The organism is Frigidibacter sp. ROC022, from assembly GCF_024723735.1.
In the GTDB taxonomy this organism is placed as follows: domain Bacteria; phylum Pseudomonadota; class Alphaproteobacteria; order Rhodobacterales; family Rhodobacteraceae; genus SLM-1.
Genome location: NZ_JANQDU010000003.1, coordinates 571,168 through 586,425 on the forward strand (window position 1 = coordinate 571,168; position 15,258 = coordinate 586,425).

A 15,258-nucleotide genomic window follows, 5' to 3' on the forward strand; every position below is an offset into this window, starting at 1 on the left:
TCACCCTATTTGAAAAGACGGTGATGGGTCTGTGACAAGGTCACCGGCCCGCCACGATCGCGTCCCTGTCGCGGGCGGGCTGCCGGTGCCCGGTCCGGTCCGGCTAGCCGCCGCCGGGGATCGCCGACCAGTTCTCGGCCAGCGCCCGCAATACATCGGCGCGGCTGACCTGGCCGACCAGCCGCCCGGCCTCGGTAACCGGAAAACGGCGGTACTCGCTGCCGAGAAACCGCTCGGCCGCGGCCAGCAGGTCCATGCTGCCGTCGATCGTCTCGGGGTCGCGGCTCATGAACTCGGCGACCGAGGCGCCGGGGCTCTGGTGATAGGCGGCATGGAGCGCGGCGCGCAGGCAGTCCTTCTTGGACAGGACGCCGACCAGTGCGCCCTTGTCGTCCACCACGCAGGCCCCGGAAATCCCGTGTTCCAGCAGCAGCGACATTGCCCGCAGGATGTCCATCTCGGGTGTCAGCACGATCAGCTTGCGGGCCATGATGTCGGCGATGCAGGGCAGGTGGGTCATCTCGCGTCCTCCTCCGGGGCGGCGTCGGCGCCGCGTTTCCGGCAGCCCGCGCAGGCTGCCCCCGGCACGCAGGCCAGACCGCCGCAGGACCCCTTGATCGGTGGCCGCCCGAACAGAACGCCCAGCGACAGGCCGAGGAAGGTCAGCGCGATCCCGGCGAAGGTGATGAGGAAGATGGCCATGGCTGTCTCCTATCCGATGATCCGGTCGGCAAAGCCGCCGGTGAAGGTGGCCGCCAGCCCGGCTCCGTCGCGGGCCAGGAACAGCGCCGGGATGCCTTGCGCTTCGGCCAGTTCGGGGCCGGCCTCGGCGCCGAGTGCGAACAGCGCGGTGGCCAGGGCGTCGGCGGTCATGCCCCGCGGCGCGAAGACCGAGACCGAGGTCAGGGCGGTCTCGGCGGGCCGGTGCCGGGCCGGGTCAATGATGTGGCCGTAGCGGTGGCCGCCCGCGACATAGCTGTTGATCTTGTCGCCCGAGGTCGCCAGCGCCTCGCCCGCGAGTTCGACGACATGCAGATGGCCGGCACGCCCCGGGCGCGGGTCCTCGATCCCGACCTTCCAGGGGCGGCCCTGCGGGTGTGCGCCTAGCCCCGCCACCTCGCCGCCGATCTCGATCAGGAAGTCGCGCTGGCCCAGACCCGCCAGGGTCGAAACCGCGCGGTCCAGCGCATGGCCCTTGGCGATGCCGCAAAGGTCGAGGCTTTGCCGCGGGTCGGCCTTGCGGGCCGCGTCGGCGGAAAGCTCCAGCCCGGCAAAGCTGCCCTCGGGCGGCTGATGGATCGGGCCGAAGCCATAGCGCCCGACCAGCCCGCCAAGCGTCGGGTCGAAGGCGCCGCCGGTCAGTGCGGCGATCCGTCGGGCCTCGCGCAGGTTCGCCAGGGTCGCGCCCGAAAGCGGCAGCCAGTCGGCGGTCTCGGTCAGGTTGAACCGGGTGATCTCGCTGTCATGCCGATAGGGCGACATCGCCGCATCCACCGCGCCGACCACGCCGACCATCGCCGCCGCGATCGCGGCACTGTCGGCCTCCGCGGCCAGCCGCACCCGCCAGTCGGCGCCGAAGGCCGGTCCGCTGATCTCGATCAGCTCGCCGCTGTCGGCCCGGGTCTCCCGCGCCGTGGCCATCGCCGCCAGCGCGGCGGCGCCGAAGATGTAATCGCGTCGGGTCAGGCGCATCGCTCAGCCTCCGAAATCGTCGTTGAATATCCGCTCGGGGTCCACGCCCAGAGCGTCCAGCATGTTCAGCACCGCGCGGATCATCAGCGGCGGGCCGCAGAGGAAGTAGTCGCAGTCCTGCGGTGCCGGATGCTCGGCCAGGTAGAGCCGGTGCGCGACCTCGTGGACAAAGCCGGTGGCCCCCTGCCAGTCGTCGCCCGGCGCCGGATCGGACAGTGCGGCGGTCCAGTGGAAATTCGGATGCTCGGCCTGCAGCCGGTCGAATTCCTCCTGGTAGAAAAGGTCCACCTTGCTGCGGGCGCCGTACCAGAAGCTCATCTTGCGGGTGGTCTTCTGGCGCAGGAGCTGGTCCGAGATGATCGCCCGCAGCGGCGCCATGCCGACCCCGCCGCCGATGAAGACCATCTCGCGGTCGTTGTCCTGCGCCGCGATCGAGCCATAGGGACCCTTCACCGGCACTGCGTCGCCCGGCTTCAGGCCGAACAGCCAGGACGAGACCACACCCGGCGGCAGGCCCGGCGGGCTGGGCGGCGGCACCGCCAGCCGGATCAGCAGGGTGATCTGATCGGCCGGCTCCAGCGCGTTGCTGGCGATGGAATAGGCGCGGGCGACGGTCTCGCTGCTCTCGGAGGTCAGCGCGGGCAGGCCCATCTGCTTCCAGGCCTCGACATGTTCCGGTGCGACAGAGACATCGGCAAAGCGCATCCGGTAGGGCGGCGCCTCGGTCATCACGAAGGCACCGGGGGTGAAGCTGAAGTCGCTGCCCTCGGGCAGGGCCAGCACGATCTCGCGGATCAGTGGCGCCACCGAGCGGGTCGAGCGTACGGTGCAGGCATAGCTCTGCGCCGAGAGCAGGCTTTCCGGAACCGAGACCGCCAGGTCGCTGCGCAGGGTGGTCTGGCAGGCCAGCCGCATGCCGGAGGCGATCTCCTGCCGCGACAACAGCGCCTCTTCGGTGGGCAGGGCCGGGCCGCTGCCTTCGGTGATCTTCAGCCGGCACTGGCCGCAGGTGCCGTTGCCGCCGCAGGCGGCCGGCAGGGCGACCCCCGCCTCGGCAAGGGCGTTGATCAGCCGGCTGCCCTTGGGCGCGGTGATCTCGCTGCGCTGGTTGAGCCGGATCGTCACCGTGCCGCGCGGCAGAAGCGCCATCCGTGCCAGCAATACCAGCACCACCAGCATCAGCACGATGCCGACGAAAACCGCGGATCCGAGAAGCGCTTCGGTCATGGCAGTTCCACCAGGGCAAAGCCACCGAAGGCCATCGCGATCAGCCCGGTGGTGATGAAGGCCAGCCCCAGGCCGCGCAGCCCCTCGGGGGCATCGGCATAGCGAAGCCGCTCGCGGATCGCGGCGAAGGTCAGGATCGCCAAAGCCCAGCCGGTGCCGCTGCCCAGGCCCCAGACCAGGCTTTCCGGCAGGGAATAGCGCCGCTCGACCATGAACAGGCTGCCGCCGAGGATGGCGCAGTTGACGGTGATCAGCGGCAGGTAGATGCCCAGGCTGCGGGCCAGCGCCGGCACGAAACGGTCGAGCACCATCTCGAGTATCTGGACCACCGCGGCGATCACGCCGATGAAGCTCATCAGCTTGAGAAAGCTCAGATCGGCCTCGGGAAGCCCGGCCCAGGCCCAGGCGCCTTCGATCAGCAGGCCCTGAAAGATCAGGTGGTTGATCGGCACCGTCAGGGTCTGCACCACGATCATCGCCAGGCCGAGACCAAGCGCCGTATCGACCCGTTTCGACACCGCCAGGAAGGTGCAGATGCCCAGGAAGAAGGTCAGCGCCAGATTGTCCTGGAAGACCGAATGGACGAAGATCTCGATCATCGGCCGGCCTCCCCGGAGTCAGACGACAGGATCGGATAGTCGTCGGCCTCGACCTGCTCGGGCCGCAGGCTGCGGATGATCCAGATCAGCAGGCCGATCAGCACGAAGGCACTGGGCGCCAGAAGCATGAAGCCCAGGGGTTGGAACCAGCCGCCCTCCGAGGCCAGCGGCAGCACCTGCCAGCCGAACAGGCTGCCCGAGCCCAGGGGTTCGCGGATCAGCGCCACGAGCATCAGGATCAGGCTGTAGCCCAGCCCGTTGCCGATGGCATCCAGCAGGCTGGCCCCGACCGGGTTGCGCAGGGCAAAGCTCTCGGCCCGGCCCAGCACCACGCAATTGGTGACGATCAGCCCGACGAAGATCGACAGGCGCTGGCTCATCTCGAAGGCGAAGGCGCGCAGGAACTGGTCGGCGACGATGACCAGCGAGGCGATGATGGTGATCTGCACCACCAGCCGGATCGAGGCCGGCAGGTGGTGGCGGATCAGGCTGATGGCGGTGCTCGACCCGGCCAGCACGGCGATCAGCGCCAGGCTCATGGTCAGCGCGGTGGCGAGCGATGTCGTCACCGCCAGCGCCGAGCAGATGCCGAGGATCTGCAGGGTGATCGGGTTCTCGTCGATCAGCGGCGCGGTCAGGGTGCGCAGACGCGGGTTGGACATCAGAACTCTCCCGCTTTCAGACGGGCCAGGAACGGCCCATAGCCCATGGGACCGACCCAGAACCGCACCAGGTTTCCGACCCCGCCCGAGGAATAGGTGGCGCCGGTGATCGCATCGACCTCGTTCGGCCCCTCGGCGCCGGCGACCACCTTGATGGCGATCGCGCCGCCGGCATCGGTCAGGCTCTTGCCGGCCCAGAGCGCCTGCCATTCCGGCTCGGCGATCCGTGCGCCCAGCCCGGGCGTGTCGCCCTGCTCGTAGATGCTGAGGCCGGCGATCGTGTCCAGGTCGCCCTCCAGCGCCAGATAGGCGCGGATGGTCGATTGATAGCCCTGGCCGTAGACCGGCAGCACCACCAGCGCCAGGCCGTCGGCATTGCGCATCAGATAGACCGGGGCCAGGTTCGGCCGCCGTCCGATCCCGGCGATGTCGGCTTCGGGCGGCAGCGCGATGCTGAGAGCGGCATCACTCTGCGCGGCGATGAAATCGTAATCGGCCGCGGCGATGTCGGGGTCGATCGCGCCGCTGTCGAGATCGACGACCACCTGTTGCAGGCTTTCGGCGCCGGTCTCGCGCAGGATATTCGCCAGGCCGGGCAGGGCGGCGATCATGCCGGCCAGCTGTTCTTCCCGCGCGGCGTCGAGTTGTGCCTGCTGGCGCGGCTTCAGGGCGATCGCGGTGAACGAGACGGTGGTGGCCGAGACCAGGGCGACCAGGAAGGCGACGCCCAGGGTCTTGGTCAGGCTCTCGTTCGGCAGGGCCAGGAAACGGGCCCAGAGGTTGCGGCGCGGCTCAGCCATGCTTGTGCCTCCGGTTGCGGTGGCGAAGGTTCTGCCAGATCGCCAGCTGGTCGAGAAGCGGTGCGAAGATGCTTGCCAGGAGGGCCGCCGAGACCATCGCCTGCAGCGGCATGGTCCCCAGGGTGGCTTCCGCGCTCAGCGCAAAGAGCGCCGCCAGCGCCCCGCCGAGCAGGCCATAGGTCCAGCGTCCGAGCCGGGTCGAGGCGCCGGCGACCGGGTCGCCGATCAGGAAGACCAGCCCCAGCATCAGGGCCGGACTGGTCAGCCCCTGCGCCAGCGCCGCGGGTCCGGCGAGCAGCAGCGCCAGAAGCGCGGCGCCAAGGCCGAAGCCCGCAACCACGCGCCAGGAGAGAAGCCCCAGCCAGATCAGCCCGGCGCCCGCCGGCAGTGCCGCCAGCGCCACCGGCCCGCCCAGGTCCAGCGGTCCGATTCCGGGGAAGGTGATCAGCAGGAAGGACAGGCCGACCACGGCGGGGCTGAGGAAGCCGCGCCCGCGGGCGCCAAAGATCAGCGCCCCCATCACCAGGCCGAAGCTCAGCGCCAGCCCCTGTTGCCAGAGCGGCACCCCGGCCGGGACCAGCAGCGCAAAGACCAGCGCCGACTCGATCCCGTCCCAGCTCATCGCCCGCTGCCGAAGCCGGGCAAAGACCGCCTGCCAGGCCAGGGTCAGCGCCAGGGCCAGCAGCAGCGGTGGCAGCAGCGCCGCGCCGCGGCTCAGCCCCGCCGCCAGCAGCGGCAGCACCAGCGCCAGGCACAGCGCCAGCGTCACCCGATGGGCATCCCACGGGCGGCTGATCCGGGGCAGGGGCGTGTCGGAAAGGCTCATGTTCCGGCCTCCTCGGCCAGACGGTCCAGCATCCGCCGCAGCAGCGCGCCATAATCGCTGCCCGAGACGCAGTGCCAGCTCAGCAGGGCCATGTCCTCCTCCAGCAGTTCCAGGCAGCCCAGCCGCTCGGCACTTTCCACGTCGCCCACCGCCAGCGCCCGCATCAGCGGCACCGGCAGGATGTCGAAGGGGAAGACGCTCTCGAATGTCTCCATCGGCAGCAGCGCGGCGCTGCCGGGGGCGGGGCGCGGCAGGCGGGCCAGCAGCCGTTGCCAGAGCGGCGGCAGCGGTGCGCCCTTGGTGGCCGGGCCGGGCAGGGTGACCTGAAGGTCGTGGCGCCCGAGGTAATCCTGATCCCGCCCGTCGAGGATCGACCCCGACAGGGGCCGCGGATCGCCATCCTCGCGCAGGCCGCGGGTCAGATCGGCCAGTTCGGCGCCCAGAGGTGCCCGGACCAGCCGCGGCTCTGCCAGGTCGGGGCCGGAAAGAGAGACCATCCGCTGCCCCGACACCCGGCCGGTCTCCAGCAGATGACCGATCGCCAGCACCTCCTGATAGCCGATCTGCCAGACCGGATGCTCGGGCGTGGCCGGATGAAGGTGGTGAATCTGCGGCCCGGGCTGTCCCGAGGGATGCGGGCCCGAGACCTCGACCACCACCAGACCCGGCGCCGGGTCGGCGAAATCCGCGGCGGGCGGCTGGCAGAGATAGACCGGGCCTCCGGTCAGCCGGGGCAGGGCGGCGAGCCCGCGCTGGAACCGGTCCAGCTGCCCCGCCAGAACCGCGACCGGATCGGCGCCCCAGGGGCTGGTCTCGGTGGCGCTGACCAGGATCGCGGCGGGGCGGGCCTGCGGATCGGGAACACGGCCGAAGGGGCGGGCACGAAACCCGGCCCAGGCGCCGCTTTGCAACAGGAGATCGCGCAGCGCCTGCGCCTCGCTTGCCGCGGAGCCGTGATCGAACGTCAGCGCCGGTTGCGCCGCGCCGTCCTCCTCGACCGAGATCACCAGCGTTTCCAGTCGCCGCCGCCTGCCGCGCAGGACATGGGCGACGGTTCCGGCCACCGGCGAGGTCAGGACGATTTCGGCGTGATGCCGGTCGCGGCAGATCGCCTGTCCGGCGACCACCCGCTCGCCGACCGTCACCTGCGGGTCGAGCGTCAGGCCCGGATAGTCGCGGGCCAGCAGGGCGACGGAGTCCACGGCGCGGGTCTCGACCGGACCCCGGGCCATGGCGGCGCCGGGGATCAGGTCGCGCCCGCGGCGCAGCATGACCTGCCGCACCGGGCCGGATGCTCGGATGCTCGTATCCATCGGGTCCGCTTTCCTTGTGTCGTCAGGGGCGAACAAGGCCGGTCATGTCCACGTCGGCGACTTCCGCGAGGCTCTCGATGCTGTCGTAGAGAAGCTGGATCGCGTAATGCGCGTTATGCGCGAAGGCGCCGTGATCCTTGGCGACATACTGATAGTTGTAGGCCGCCCGCAGCAGCCGCGGGGTCCAGCTCTGATAGCGGTTCGGGAACACCGCCTCGTCGGCACCGGCCAGGCCGTCGCCGTCCAGGTCGTTGAAGAAATAGGGATAGGCGGCATCGGAATAGGCGACGGGCTTGCCCGTGACTTCGACCGAATAGGTCAGCATCGCCGCCATCAACCGGCCGTGCAGCGCGTCGATCACGGTGCTGATCCCGGCGCTCGTCTCGCCGGTTCCCAGGATGTCCGCCGGCGTGGTGCGGATCGCCCGGAAGTCCTCGGCGCCCTTGTGACAGGTCACGCAGGACTCGAGCTTGACCTCGGTCGTATGCGGGTCGTGGCACGAGGTGCAGCTGTTCAGATCCTTCACATGCATGAACTGGCCGGCATAGTCGCGGCCCTCGTACTGATAGCCGCCCCGCGCCACGCTGCCCATCAGGGTCGCGGCCGCGGCGGCGTAATGGCTGTTGATGAAGCTGAGCTCGGCCGACACCTCGTCGTCGTCCAGACCGGCCAGCGCCTGGCCGACCTGATCGGTCGAGGCGCGGCCCTGGTGACAGACCAGGCAGGCGGTCGAACTGCCCATTCCGGCCACTGTCTCGCCGCTGGGGAACAGCACGGACTCCAGCGTCTTGACCCCGGGGGCATGGCAGGCGCCGCATTCGACCTTGGTGCCGATCGGCACCGGGTGGTCGATCATCCCGGCCTCGGCGGGCGGGGCCGCGACATATTCGGCAAAGCCGGTGGTCGAGTGGCAGACCGCGCAGTCGCCCGGCACCTCGCCTTCGCCGTCCCAGTGCTTGAAGGCCTCGGCACTGCCATCGGCATGCGGCGAGGCCAGCCAGGCCTGCATGATCTCGTCCGGCGTCGGGGCGGTTTGCGCGGCCGCGGTCCCGGTCGAGGCCACTGCGGCAAGAAAGGCCAGGAAGGAGGAGGCCACCCAGGTCTCGAATCTTTGCATCTCTATGCCCTTTTGTTGGATTTCGCGCTGTTGAGAGAATCCTATCACATCAGATTAGCGTTCAAGTTGATCCATGTCATAGGTCCGCCTCGAAAATCGGGCCCGCCGGCGGGAGTTCCCGTCGGCGAGGCTCCCGGACTGACGCGCTCCCCCGGACCGGCCGCGGGGCCGCCGCGAAAGGGCGGGCATCGACGATCATGGGCTTGGGCTGGCGGCGGCGGGCGACGGCACGCCGGGCGAATTGCCGGAGGCAGCGCGGAGCCAATGCTGGAAGGGGCAACAGGCAGATCGGCGCATTGGTCAGCCCGGCCGGGACTCTGGCCCGCGCATGATCGTCCCGGGCGACCCGATGGCCCGTTTCGCGGCGTTCCCGTCCTGTGCAAGGCCCCCGGCGCCGAGGCGGCGGATGACCGTGCCACATGGGTTCGCGCCTCATTGCGAATACCAGCCATGCAGGCACTTCAAGGTTCCGCCACCGGATCGAGGCGGCGGGTCGGTGCGCTTTGCGCGTCCCCCTGGCCCCGGGCCGGCCGCAGCGCCCGCCCGGTCAGCCCTTCCCCCCGGACCTCGCGGGGCGATTGACGCCCGGGGTGGAACAGGTCAACTTCGCCGAAATCTTCGCCATTCCGGGACTCTGACGTGACCAATACAACCGACACGAATATCGGCCTCTACTATCTGCGGGCGGTCGGTTCGGCCCCCGATGCGCCAGCCGTGATCAGCGCTCAGGGCACCGTCAGCCACGGTCAGCTTGCCGAGGCCAGTCTCGCGATGGCCCTCGGGCTGCAGGATCGCGGGATGAAACAGGGCTCCACCCTGGCGATGCGGACCGGGGATCCGGCCGTCGCATTGGCGAGCCTGCTGGCGACGGCGTTGCTCGGGGCCCGCTGGATCTATGCCCATGCCAATCTGGTCGGCAGCGACCGGCTCGACATCGACATGATCCTCGATGACGGCAGCCAGCCGGGCGAGTCGCCTGCGGGCGCGGTGCAGCTGGACCAGAGCTGGTTTGCCCCGAGGGCCCCGGAGGGTGGCGGCCCCCGCCCCTTGCCATTCACGGGGTTTCGCAGCCCCGAGGACATCTGGATGATCAGCCAGACCTCCGGCACCACCGGAACGCCGAAACTGGTGGGGCTGCCCTATCGGGTGATGATGGCCCGTCTCGAAGCCAATGCCGCCCGTCTGGACTGGCGCGGCCTGCGGCTGGCCAGCCTGTTCCCGCCGACATCGCCCTTGTGGCTGACCTATGCGCTGACCGCGCTGCTTCATGGTGGATCGGTGCTGGCCGGGACCCCGCCCGAGAACTGGCCGGAGGCAAAGGCGGGATTCGTCGTGTCCTCGCCCGCGCAGGCCCAGATGGCCCTGGGGGAACTGGTCCTGCCGCGCAAGCTGCCGTTGATCCAGGTGTCCGGAGGGCCGGTGTCCGATGACCATGTCTTGCATCTGCTGCAGTCCTTCGAGGAAGTCTGGGTAGGCTATGGCTCGACCGAGGCGTTCAATGCCATGGCCAATGTCAAGACGCTGGACCCGGATGGCCAGCTTCGGACCCGGACGGTGCTGGCGCCGGATGTGCGGGTAGAGGTGGTCGACGACGCGGACCAGCCGTTGCCGGCGGGGCAGGAGGGGATCGTGCGGGTGACCAATCCCTATGTCGCGCCGGGCTATATCAATGCCCCGTCCGCGACGGCCGGCAGCTTCCGCGATGGCTGGTTCTACCCCGGCGACATCGGCCGGTGGGAACCGGACGGGTCGTTCTCGGTCCTCGGTCGCAACAACGAGCAGTTCAACCTGGGCGGGCAGAAGCTGAACGCGCCGCTGATGGATTTCGCGCTGATGTCGGTGCCGGGCGTGCGCGATGCGATCTGCTTCATGCTGCCGGGTGTCGAAGGGACCGCCGGTCTGCGGGCTTTCCTGAGTGTCTCCCCCGAGGCGGACCAGACCGAGGTTCTGGCCGAGGCACGGGTGGCGCTGATGAAACTTGGCGGCCTGGCCGCGGTGCCGGAGCGAATCCTGTTCCTGGACAGCCTGCCGCGCAATGCGAACGGCAAGGCCGACCGCCGCGCCTGCGTCCGCCTGCTCGAAGAGGGAAGGGCGCGAAATCGGGCAGTTACGCCGCCAAAGGGGCCGTAACAGGCAACCATGGCCAACGGTCTGTTGCGCTCGGGCTACAGTGCCGTGCCAAACCGCAGTTGTGCCGAGAATCTCGTCTCGCTAAGGTGGTCGAGGTAAGTGTAATGTTTCATCTAGATTTTATTTGGACGTCACCAGAACAGGAATGGGGATTCGAATGTCGAAAGCCGAAAAAGCTATGCGGATGATCGGTAGCAGCAGCGTTGTACTTGCCAGTGCGGCCGGCTTTGCGCATGCCCAGGATGTGGACGGCTTCTATGGCGGCGTCGGGGTCGCCATGACGTCGGGTGACGCCGAGGGCAATGGCGGGGCCTTCTACGGGACCTATTCCCTCTCGGGTGGCGCGCTTGGATCGGCCTTTGCCGGTTACAACGTGGTCTCGGGCAGCGGTCTTGTCTTCGGTGGCGAGATTGCGGTCACCCAGGGTGGCTCGATCGAAGTCGGCGGCTTCTACTCCGCGAGCAGCGTCAGCATGGGGCCGATGATCGATCTGAAGGCCCGCGTCGGGAAGGTCTTCGGCTCGACACTGGTTTACGGTGCGCTCGGCTACTCGCTGGGTTCGATCGAAGACTACTATGGCGGCGGCGAGAAGATCGCGAAGCTTGGTGGTGTGAGCCTGGGCGGCGGCTTTGAAACGCCGATCAGCGAAAACGGCTTCATCGGTGGCGATGTCACGATGCGGAAGCTGAAACCGCAGGGCGACAACGACTATGGTGAACCCAGCGAAAACTATATCGACTCGGTCGACTCGACCACGATTTCGGTCCGGATCGGTTTCCGCTTCTGATTGATCGACATATCGGTCGCAACAGGGCCACACCGGAAGGTGTGGCCCTTTTCGTTGGCTTTCTCAGCCTTGCTGGAACATCTGCCGCAGGGCCCCGGCATCGACCTTGCCGGTTTCGGTCAGCGGCAGTTCCGCAAGCTTGAGCGTGCGGATGACCTTGAGCCCGAGGAACCTTTTCAGGGCGGCCGTCAGATCGGTTTCCGAGATGGCTTGCTCGGAGACATAGGCCACGCCAAGCCGCTCCAGACCGCCCTCGTCGGTCAGCACGACGGGTTCGAGGGCCGCGCCCGGGAAGGCTTCTGCCAGCGCCTGCCGCACGGCGGCCAGCGAAAACTTGTTCCCGCCGAAGTTCACGATCTCCTTGGTCCGTCCGACAACGAAATACTGGTCGCCCTCGCGGCGCAGGATGTCGCCGGGGAAGAACCAGCCGTCGATGAAGCCGGTGCCTTCATCGCTCGTCTTGCCCAGATAGCGGTTCGGGAGGCTGCCGGTGACCGGGCGGAACCCGACGATGCCCTCGGTCGCGTCGGGCAGCGGGTTCAGTTCCTCGTCGAAGAACCCGACCTCCAGATCGGTTCGCAGGAACTCTCCGATATAGCTCGGGGAGAAGGTCATCGGGGCCTCGTATATCCAGCGGAAGCAGGGCCCGACCTCGGCCGACCCGTAGCCCAGATGCACCCGGGCCGGGCAGACCTGCGAAAAGGATTCGAGCAGCTGGCGACCCGCCTGCGCACCGCCGATGCGGATGTCTCGCACACTGCCCAGATACTGACCCACCCGCGGCAGTCTCAGCATCGCCTGCAACACGGCGGGCGAGGTTCCGAGCGTATCGACATGATAGAGGTCGATCCAGGGCAGGGCGTTGGCCGAACCCTCTGCCAGCGCCACGACCGAACCGCCGGCCAGCAGGGTCTCGAGCTGCAGCGAGACCGACAGGCCGGAATGGCAGGTCAATGTCGAAAGCAGCCGGCGGGTGGACAGATCGACCTTGCCGCAAAAGGCATTCGCATCGCCGATCCGCGCCCGCTCGGTTTCGGGCGAGCAGATGAACTTGGGCGTGCCGGTGGTGCCCGACGAACGAAAGACAAAGGCCCCGCCGCCGGGCTCCGCGGTGTAGTCGGGCAGCGGCAATGTCCCGAGGGACGCGAACCAGCTCTGCTCGATCACGATCTGCCGTTCCGGTTCGAGGAGGGCGATCGGTTCGGTGCTCAGCATTCTGTCGAAGTCGAGCCCGGCGGCAAGCACCGGCCCGGGCGTCGAGAAGATCACCGTCAGTTGGCGCAGCGACAGCAGCAGGCAGAGCGCGATGCAGAATTCGGGCCGGCGGCTGGTCATGACGATGGTCTGGCCCGGACGCACCCCGCGGGTGGTCAGTTCGACGTCCAGAAGGTGGACCAGATGCAGAATGTCCTCGAAGGACATCTGGCTCTTCTCGGTCAGAAGCGCGATCTTCTGCGGATTGCCCGTGGCGCGTTGCGCAAATCTGGAAATCAGGGTCATCGGACGGGCGCTCCTTGCTGCAATTCCGGGGCGCAGGTTGCCCGAACCTCCCCCATCGTCAACCCCTGCACGGCTTGATTCGGGTCGGTTGCCGGGGTTGTCTCTGCTATGCGGCACAACTAAGGTTAAGTGCAGGCAGAGGGGCACATGGGGCAGAGCTTTTCCGAGGTCTTCGAGGCGGTGTGCCGGGACGACGGGAACAGGATCGCGACGGTCGATCCTGCCGGAATTCCCGTCAGCTTTTCCAACTTTTTTTACACGGTTCTCGCCTTTGCCGAGGCCCTGCAGGGGCATGGCGTGGCGAAGCGGGATCTGGTGGCCGTGCATGTCGATGATGCGATCGTCAGGTCGATGCTGACCCTGGCGCTCCTGCGGCTCGGCGCCACCGCCATGGGCGCAGTCGGGGCCGATGGCAGCCTGGGTTTTTCCCCTGACTGGCATCTGGTCGAGGCCGGGAAGCCCGGCACAGGGGGCGCCGACATCGTCGTCGGGCCCGAGTGGATCCGGTCGCCCACCCGCTTTGTCCCGATTGCCGGGGGCGGCCGGCTGATCCGCAACACCTCCGGCACCACCGGCCTGCCCAAGACGCGCGTCGTGGCGGACGAGGACATCCTCTTCAGGGTGCGGCGCAGCACCAGATTGCGGGGCCAGCCCGAGGGCGCCGTCTTCATCGGCTATGCCCCGAGTTCGACCCCGTTCTTCAATCACATGGCGCGATCCTTGCTGGCCGGGGTGGCGCATATCCATCCGCGTGACGACGATGCGACCTCGCTGCAGCTGATGGATGCGGTCGGGGTGACGACGGCCTATCTGTCGCCCTGGAACTACCGCCGGATGCTGGCGGCGATCGAGGCGGGAGCCGTCCGGCCGCGGGCGCTGCGCCGGATCATCACCGGCGGCGGCGAGGTGGCGCCGGCGGCGGCGATACGGGGCGAAGAACTGTTCGGCGCCGAGGTCTACCTGAGCTACGGCAGCAACGAGACCGGCTCCATCGCCCATGCCCGGCCCGCGGAACGCCCCGACCTGCCGGGCTATCTCGGCAAGCCCTACAGCGACCTGGACCTGCGCTTTCAGAACCCGGACGGCAGCCCCGCCGATCCGGCCGAGGGTGGCGAGCTGTGGCTGATGTCGCCGCCGGAAATCCGGGTGCTGGAATTCCCGTCGGGAAAGCCGGTGGCCGGCTCCGATGGCTGGGTCTGCACCGGCGACATCTGCCGACTGCTCCCCGATGGCAGCCTTCAGTTCCTGGGCCGAAGCTCGGAGCTGCTCAATATCGGCGGCAACAAGGCCGCGCCGCAGCGGTTCGAGGCGCTCGCCCGCGCCGTGCCCGGGGTTTCCGAAGTCGTGGCCTTTCGTCTGCCGGAGCCGGGTGGCGGTGACAGGCTCGGCCTGGCGGTGGTCCCGGGACTGGGTTTCGATGCCGGGACTTTGTCCGACCACATGAGCGCACAGCTCGGAGAGACCTTTCCCTTCGAGATCGTGATCCGCGATTCGCTTCCCGTTTCCGCCGCCGGCAAGACCGACCGTCGCCGGCTCACCGCCGACCATGGCGACCCCTCTTCACAGGTCGCTCCACCCCCCTGAATCCGATTGAAAAGGAATGAATATGCCCATGGCCTCCAGGTTTGTCGTCAGCGCCTTTTGCCTGATGCTCCCCGCATTGTCTGTCAGTGCAGAAGACGTGACGATCCGTGTCGGCTATGGCCCCGGCGGTTCGTACGATTCAATGGCGCGCGTGATCGCCGATCACCTTGGCGACCATCTGCCGGGCTCGCCCAATGTCGTGGTCGAGAACCTGCCCGGCGCCGGCAGCCTGAAACTGGCGAAGCTGGTCATGGAAAGCACCGAGACCGACGGCAGCCAGATCGCGACCATCAGCTCGGCGCTGGCGCTGGCGCCGGTCTTCGATCCCGACAACCGGGCCTATGACCCGCGGCAGGCGCATTATCTGATCAGCATGACAAGCGCGGCTTCCTATTGCATCACCCCCAAGGCCTCGGGGATCGACACGCTCGACGCCTTCCTGACCGGAGAGTTCAAGGTCGGCGCCACCGGCAAGGCCAGCACGACCTATGTCTTCCCCGCGGCGATCAAGAAGGCGCTCGACACGAATTATCAGATCGTCACCGGCTTCGGCAGCGCCACCGAGATCGACCTGGCGATGGAGCGCGGCGACATCCAGGCGCGTTGCGGGATCGGCATGAGCAACCTGTTCAACGGCGACATGCTCGAGCGCTACAACGTGATTACCGAACTGTCGCGCGAACCGAAGCACGAGATCGACGGCGTGCCCTTCCTGCTGGACAGGATCAGCGATCCGGAAACCCACGAGGCGATGAAGCTGGTGCTGTCCTCAAGCTCCATCCACCATCCCTTCGTCGCCCCGCCCGCCACCTCGGAAGAGGCGCTGGACGACCTGCTGGCGGGCTTCGCGGCACTGGCAACCGACGAGGACTTCCTGGCCGATGCCAAGAAGCGCGGGCTGTACCTGTCCATGACCGACGGACCGACCGTCGAAGCCAAGATCGCGGAGTACCTGGCCAGTGATCCGGCGGTCCAGGATCTGGCCCGGGAACTGGTGCAGTAACGCAACCCGGCCCCGGTT

15 protein-coding genes are annotated in these 15,258 nt (G+C 68.2%); 4 read left to right on the top strand and 11 right to left on the bottom strand.

Going from position 1 to position 15,258, the window contains the following annotated elements; genetic code table 11:
* Window positions 1-103 precede the first annotated feature (103 nt).
* Genes NUW50_RS14580 through NUW50_RS14625 form a run of 10 tightly spaced genes read right to left on the bottom strand, consistent with a single transcriptional unit; the run spans window position 104 to window position 8,236 of the window.
* On the bottom strand, window positions 104-520 hold the full coding sequence (locus tag NUW50_RS14580) for a CBS domain-containing protein (RefSeq protein ID WP_258289865.1): 417 nt from the start codon (window positions 518-520) through the stop codon (window positions 104-106).
* Window positions 517-702, bottom strand: coding sequence for a (Na+)-NQR maturation NqrM (gene nqrM / locus NUW50_RS14585; protein WP_258289866.1), 186 nt, complete (start codon window positions 700-702; stop codon window positions 517-519). Before nqrM ends, NUW50_RS14580 begins: the two co-directional genes overlap by 4 nt.
* Before the next feature lie 9 nt (window positions 703-711).
* On the bottom strand, window positions 712-1,692 hold the full coding sequence (locus tag NUW50_RS14590) for an FAD:protein FMN transferase (RefSeq protein ID WP_258289867.1): 981 nt from the start codon (window positions 1,690-1,692) through the stop codon (window positions 712-714).
* A gap of 3 nt (window positions 1,693-1,695) precedes the next feature.
* Window positions 1,696-2,919, bottom strand: a complete 1,224-nt coding sequence (nqrF, locus tag NUW50_RS14595) for an NADH:ubiquinone reductase (Na(+)-transporting) subunit F (protein WP_258289868.1) — start codon at window positions 2,917-2,919, stop codon at window positions 1,696-1,698.
* Window positions 2,916-3,518 carry an NADH:ubiquinone reductase (Na(+)-transporting) subunit E gene (gene nqrE / locus NUW50_RS14600; RefSeq protein ID WP_258289869.1) on the bottom strand — a complete coding sequence of 201 codons (603 nt, stop codon included), beginning with the start codon at window positions 3,516-3,518 and terminating at the stop codon, window positions 2,916-2,918. The genes nqrF and nqrE overlap by 4 nt, the downstream gene beginning before the upstream one ends.
* Window positions 3,515-4,180, bottom strand: coding sequence for an NADH:ubiquinone reductase (Na(+)-transporting) subunit D (locus NUW50_RS14605; RefSeq protein WP_258289870.1), 666 nt, complete (start codon window positions 4,178-4,180; stop codon window positions 3,515-3,517). Before NUW50_RS14605 ends, nqrE begins: the two co-directional genes overlap by 4 nt.
* A complete protein-coding gene (nqrC, locus tag NUW50_RS14610; protein WP_258289871.1) occupies window positions 4,180-4,980 on the bottom strand; it encodes an NADH:ubiquinone reductase (Na(+)-transporting) subunit C in 801 nt (266 codons plus the stop codon). The genes NUW50_RS14605 and nqrC overlap by 1 nt, the downstream gene beginning before the upstream one ends.
* Window positions 4,973-5,806: an RnfABCDGE type electron transport complex subunit D gene (locus tag NUW50_RS14615; protein ID WP_258289872.1), complete on the bottom strand. Its 834-nt coding sequence runs from the start codon at window positions 5,804-5,806 to the stop codon at window positions 4,973-4,975. The genes nqrC and NUW50_RS14615 overlap by 8 nt, the downstream gene beginning before the upstream one ends.
* On the bottom strand, window positions 5,803-7,119 hold the full coding sequence (locus tag NUW50_RS14620) for a hypothetical protein (RefSeq protein ID WP_258289873.1): 1,317 nt from the start codon (window positions 7,117-7,119) through the stop codon (window positions 5,803-5,805). Before NUW50_RS14620 ends, NUW50_RS14615 begins: the two co-directional genes overlap by 4 nt.
* Window positions 7,120-7,141: 22 nt before the next feature.
* Window positions 7,142-8,236 (bottom strand): cytochrome c3 family protein, encoded by a 1,095-nt coding sequence (locus NUW50_RS14625; RefSeq protein ID WP_258289874.1) that lies wholly within the window; start codon window positions 8,234-8,236, stop codon window positions 7,142-7,144.
* Window positions 8,237-8,875: 639 nt separating this feature from the next.
* Between NUW50_RS14625 and NUW50_RS14630 the strand changes: the two genes are divergently transcribed.
* Window positions 8,876-10,366 (top strand): class I adenylate-forming enzyme family protein, encoded by a 1,491-nt coding sequence (locus NUW50_RS14630; RefSeq protein ID WP_258289875.1) that lies wholly within the window; start codon window positions 8,876-8,878, stop codon window positions 10,364-10,366.
* A gap of 157 nt (window positions 10,367-10,523) precedes the next feature.
* On the top strand, window positions 10,524-11,153 hold the full coding sequence (locus NUW50_RS14635; RefSeq protein ID WP_258289876.1) for a porin family protein: 630 nt from the start codon (window positions 10,524-10,526) through the stop codon (window positions 11,151-11,153).
* Between the two features lie 63 nt (window positions 11,154-11,216).
* On the opposite strand, the gene NUW50_RS14640 is transcribed toward NUW50_RS14635, so the two are convergent.
* Complete coding sequence (locus NUW50_RS14640; RefSeq protein WP_258289877.1) at window positions 11,217-12,653, bottom strand: AMP-binding protein; 1,437 nt, start codon at window positions 12,651-12,653, stop codon at window positions 11,217-11,219.
* Window positions 12,654-12,800: 147 nt separating this feature from the next.
* On the opposite strand from NUW50_RS14640, the gene NUW50_RS14645 reads away from it, so the two are divergent.
* Complete coding sequence (locus NUW50_RS14645) at window positions 12,801-14,237, top strand: class I adenylate-forming enzyme family protein (protein ID WP_258289878.1); 1,437 nt, start codon at window positions 12,801-12,803, stop codon at window positions 14,235-14,237.
* 28 nt (window positions 14,238-14,265) lie between these two features.
* Window positions 14,266-15,240, top strand: coding sequence for a tripartite tricarboxylate transporter substrate-binding protein (locus tag NUW50_RS14650; protein ID WP_258289879.1), 975 nt, complete (start codon window positions 14,266-14,268; stop codon window positions 15,238-15,240).
* The last annotated feature ends 18 nt before the right edge of the window (window positions 15,241-15,258 follow it).

Coding starts and splice junctions, on each gene's coding strand:
- NUW50_RS14615 (WP_258289872.1), bottom strand. CDS start 5,806: ATGAGCCTTTCCGACACGCCCCTGCCCCGGATCAGCCGCCCGTGGGAT.
- NUW50_RS14620 (WP_258289873.1), bottom strand. CDS start 7,119: ATGGATACGAGCATCCGAGCATCCGGCCCGGTGCGGCAGGTCATGCTG.
- nqrF (WP_258289868.1), bottom strand. CDS start 2,919: ATGACCGAAGCGCTTCTCGGATCCGCGGTTTTCGTCGGCATCGTGCTG.
- NUW50_RS14590 (WP_258289867.1), bottom strand. CDS start 1,692: ATGCGCCTGACCCGACGCGATTACATCTTCGGCGCCGCCGCGCTGGCG.
- NUW50_RS14605 (WP_258289870.1), bottom strand. CDS start 4,180: ATGTCCAACCCGCGTCTGCGCACCCTGACCGCGCCGCTGATCGACGAG.
- nqrC (WP_258289871.1), bottom strand. CDS start 4,980: ATGGCTGAGCCGCGCCGCAACCTCTGGGCCCGTTTCCTGGCCCTGCCG.
- NUW50_RS14580 (WP_258289865.1), bottom strand. CDS start 520: ATGACCCACCTGCCCTGCATCGCCGACATCATGGCCCGCAAGCTGATC.
- NUW50_RS14640 (WP_258289877.1), bottom strand. CDS start 12,653: ATGACCCTGATTTCCAGATTTGCGCAACGCGCCACGGGCAATCCGCAG.
- NUW50_RS14645 (WP_258289878.1), top strand. CDS start 12,801: ATGGGGCAGAGCTTTTCCGAGGTCTTCGAGGCGGTGTGCCGGGACGAC.
- NUW50_RS14635 (WP_258289876.1), top strand. CDS start 10,524: ATGTCGAAAGCCGAAAAAGCTATGCGGATGATCGGTAGCAGCAGCGTT.
- NUW50_RS14625 (WP_258289874.1), bottom strand. CDS start 8,236: ATGCAAAGATTCGAGACCTGGGTGGCCTCCTCCTTCCTGGCCTTTCTT.
- NUW50_RS14650 (WP_258289879.1), top strand. CDS start 14,266: ATGGCCTCCAGGTTTGTCGTCAGCGCCTTTTGCCTGATGCTCCCCGCA.
- nqrM (WP_258289866.1), bottom strand. CDS start 702: ATGGCCATCTTCCTCATCACCTTCGCCGGGATCGCGCTGACCTTCCTC.
- nqrE (WP_258289869.1), bottom strand. CDS start 3,518: ATGATCGAGATCTTCGTCCATTCGGTCTTCCAGGACAATCTGGCGCTG.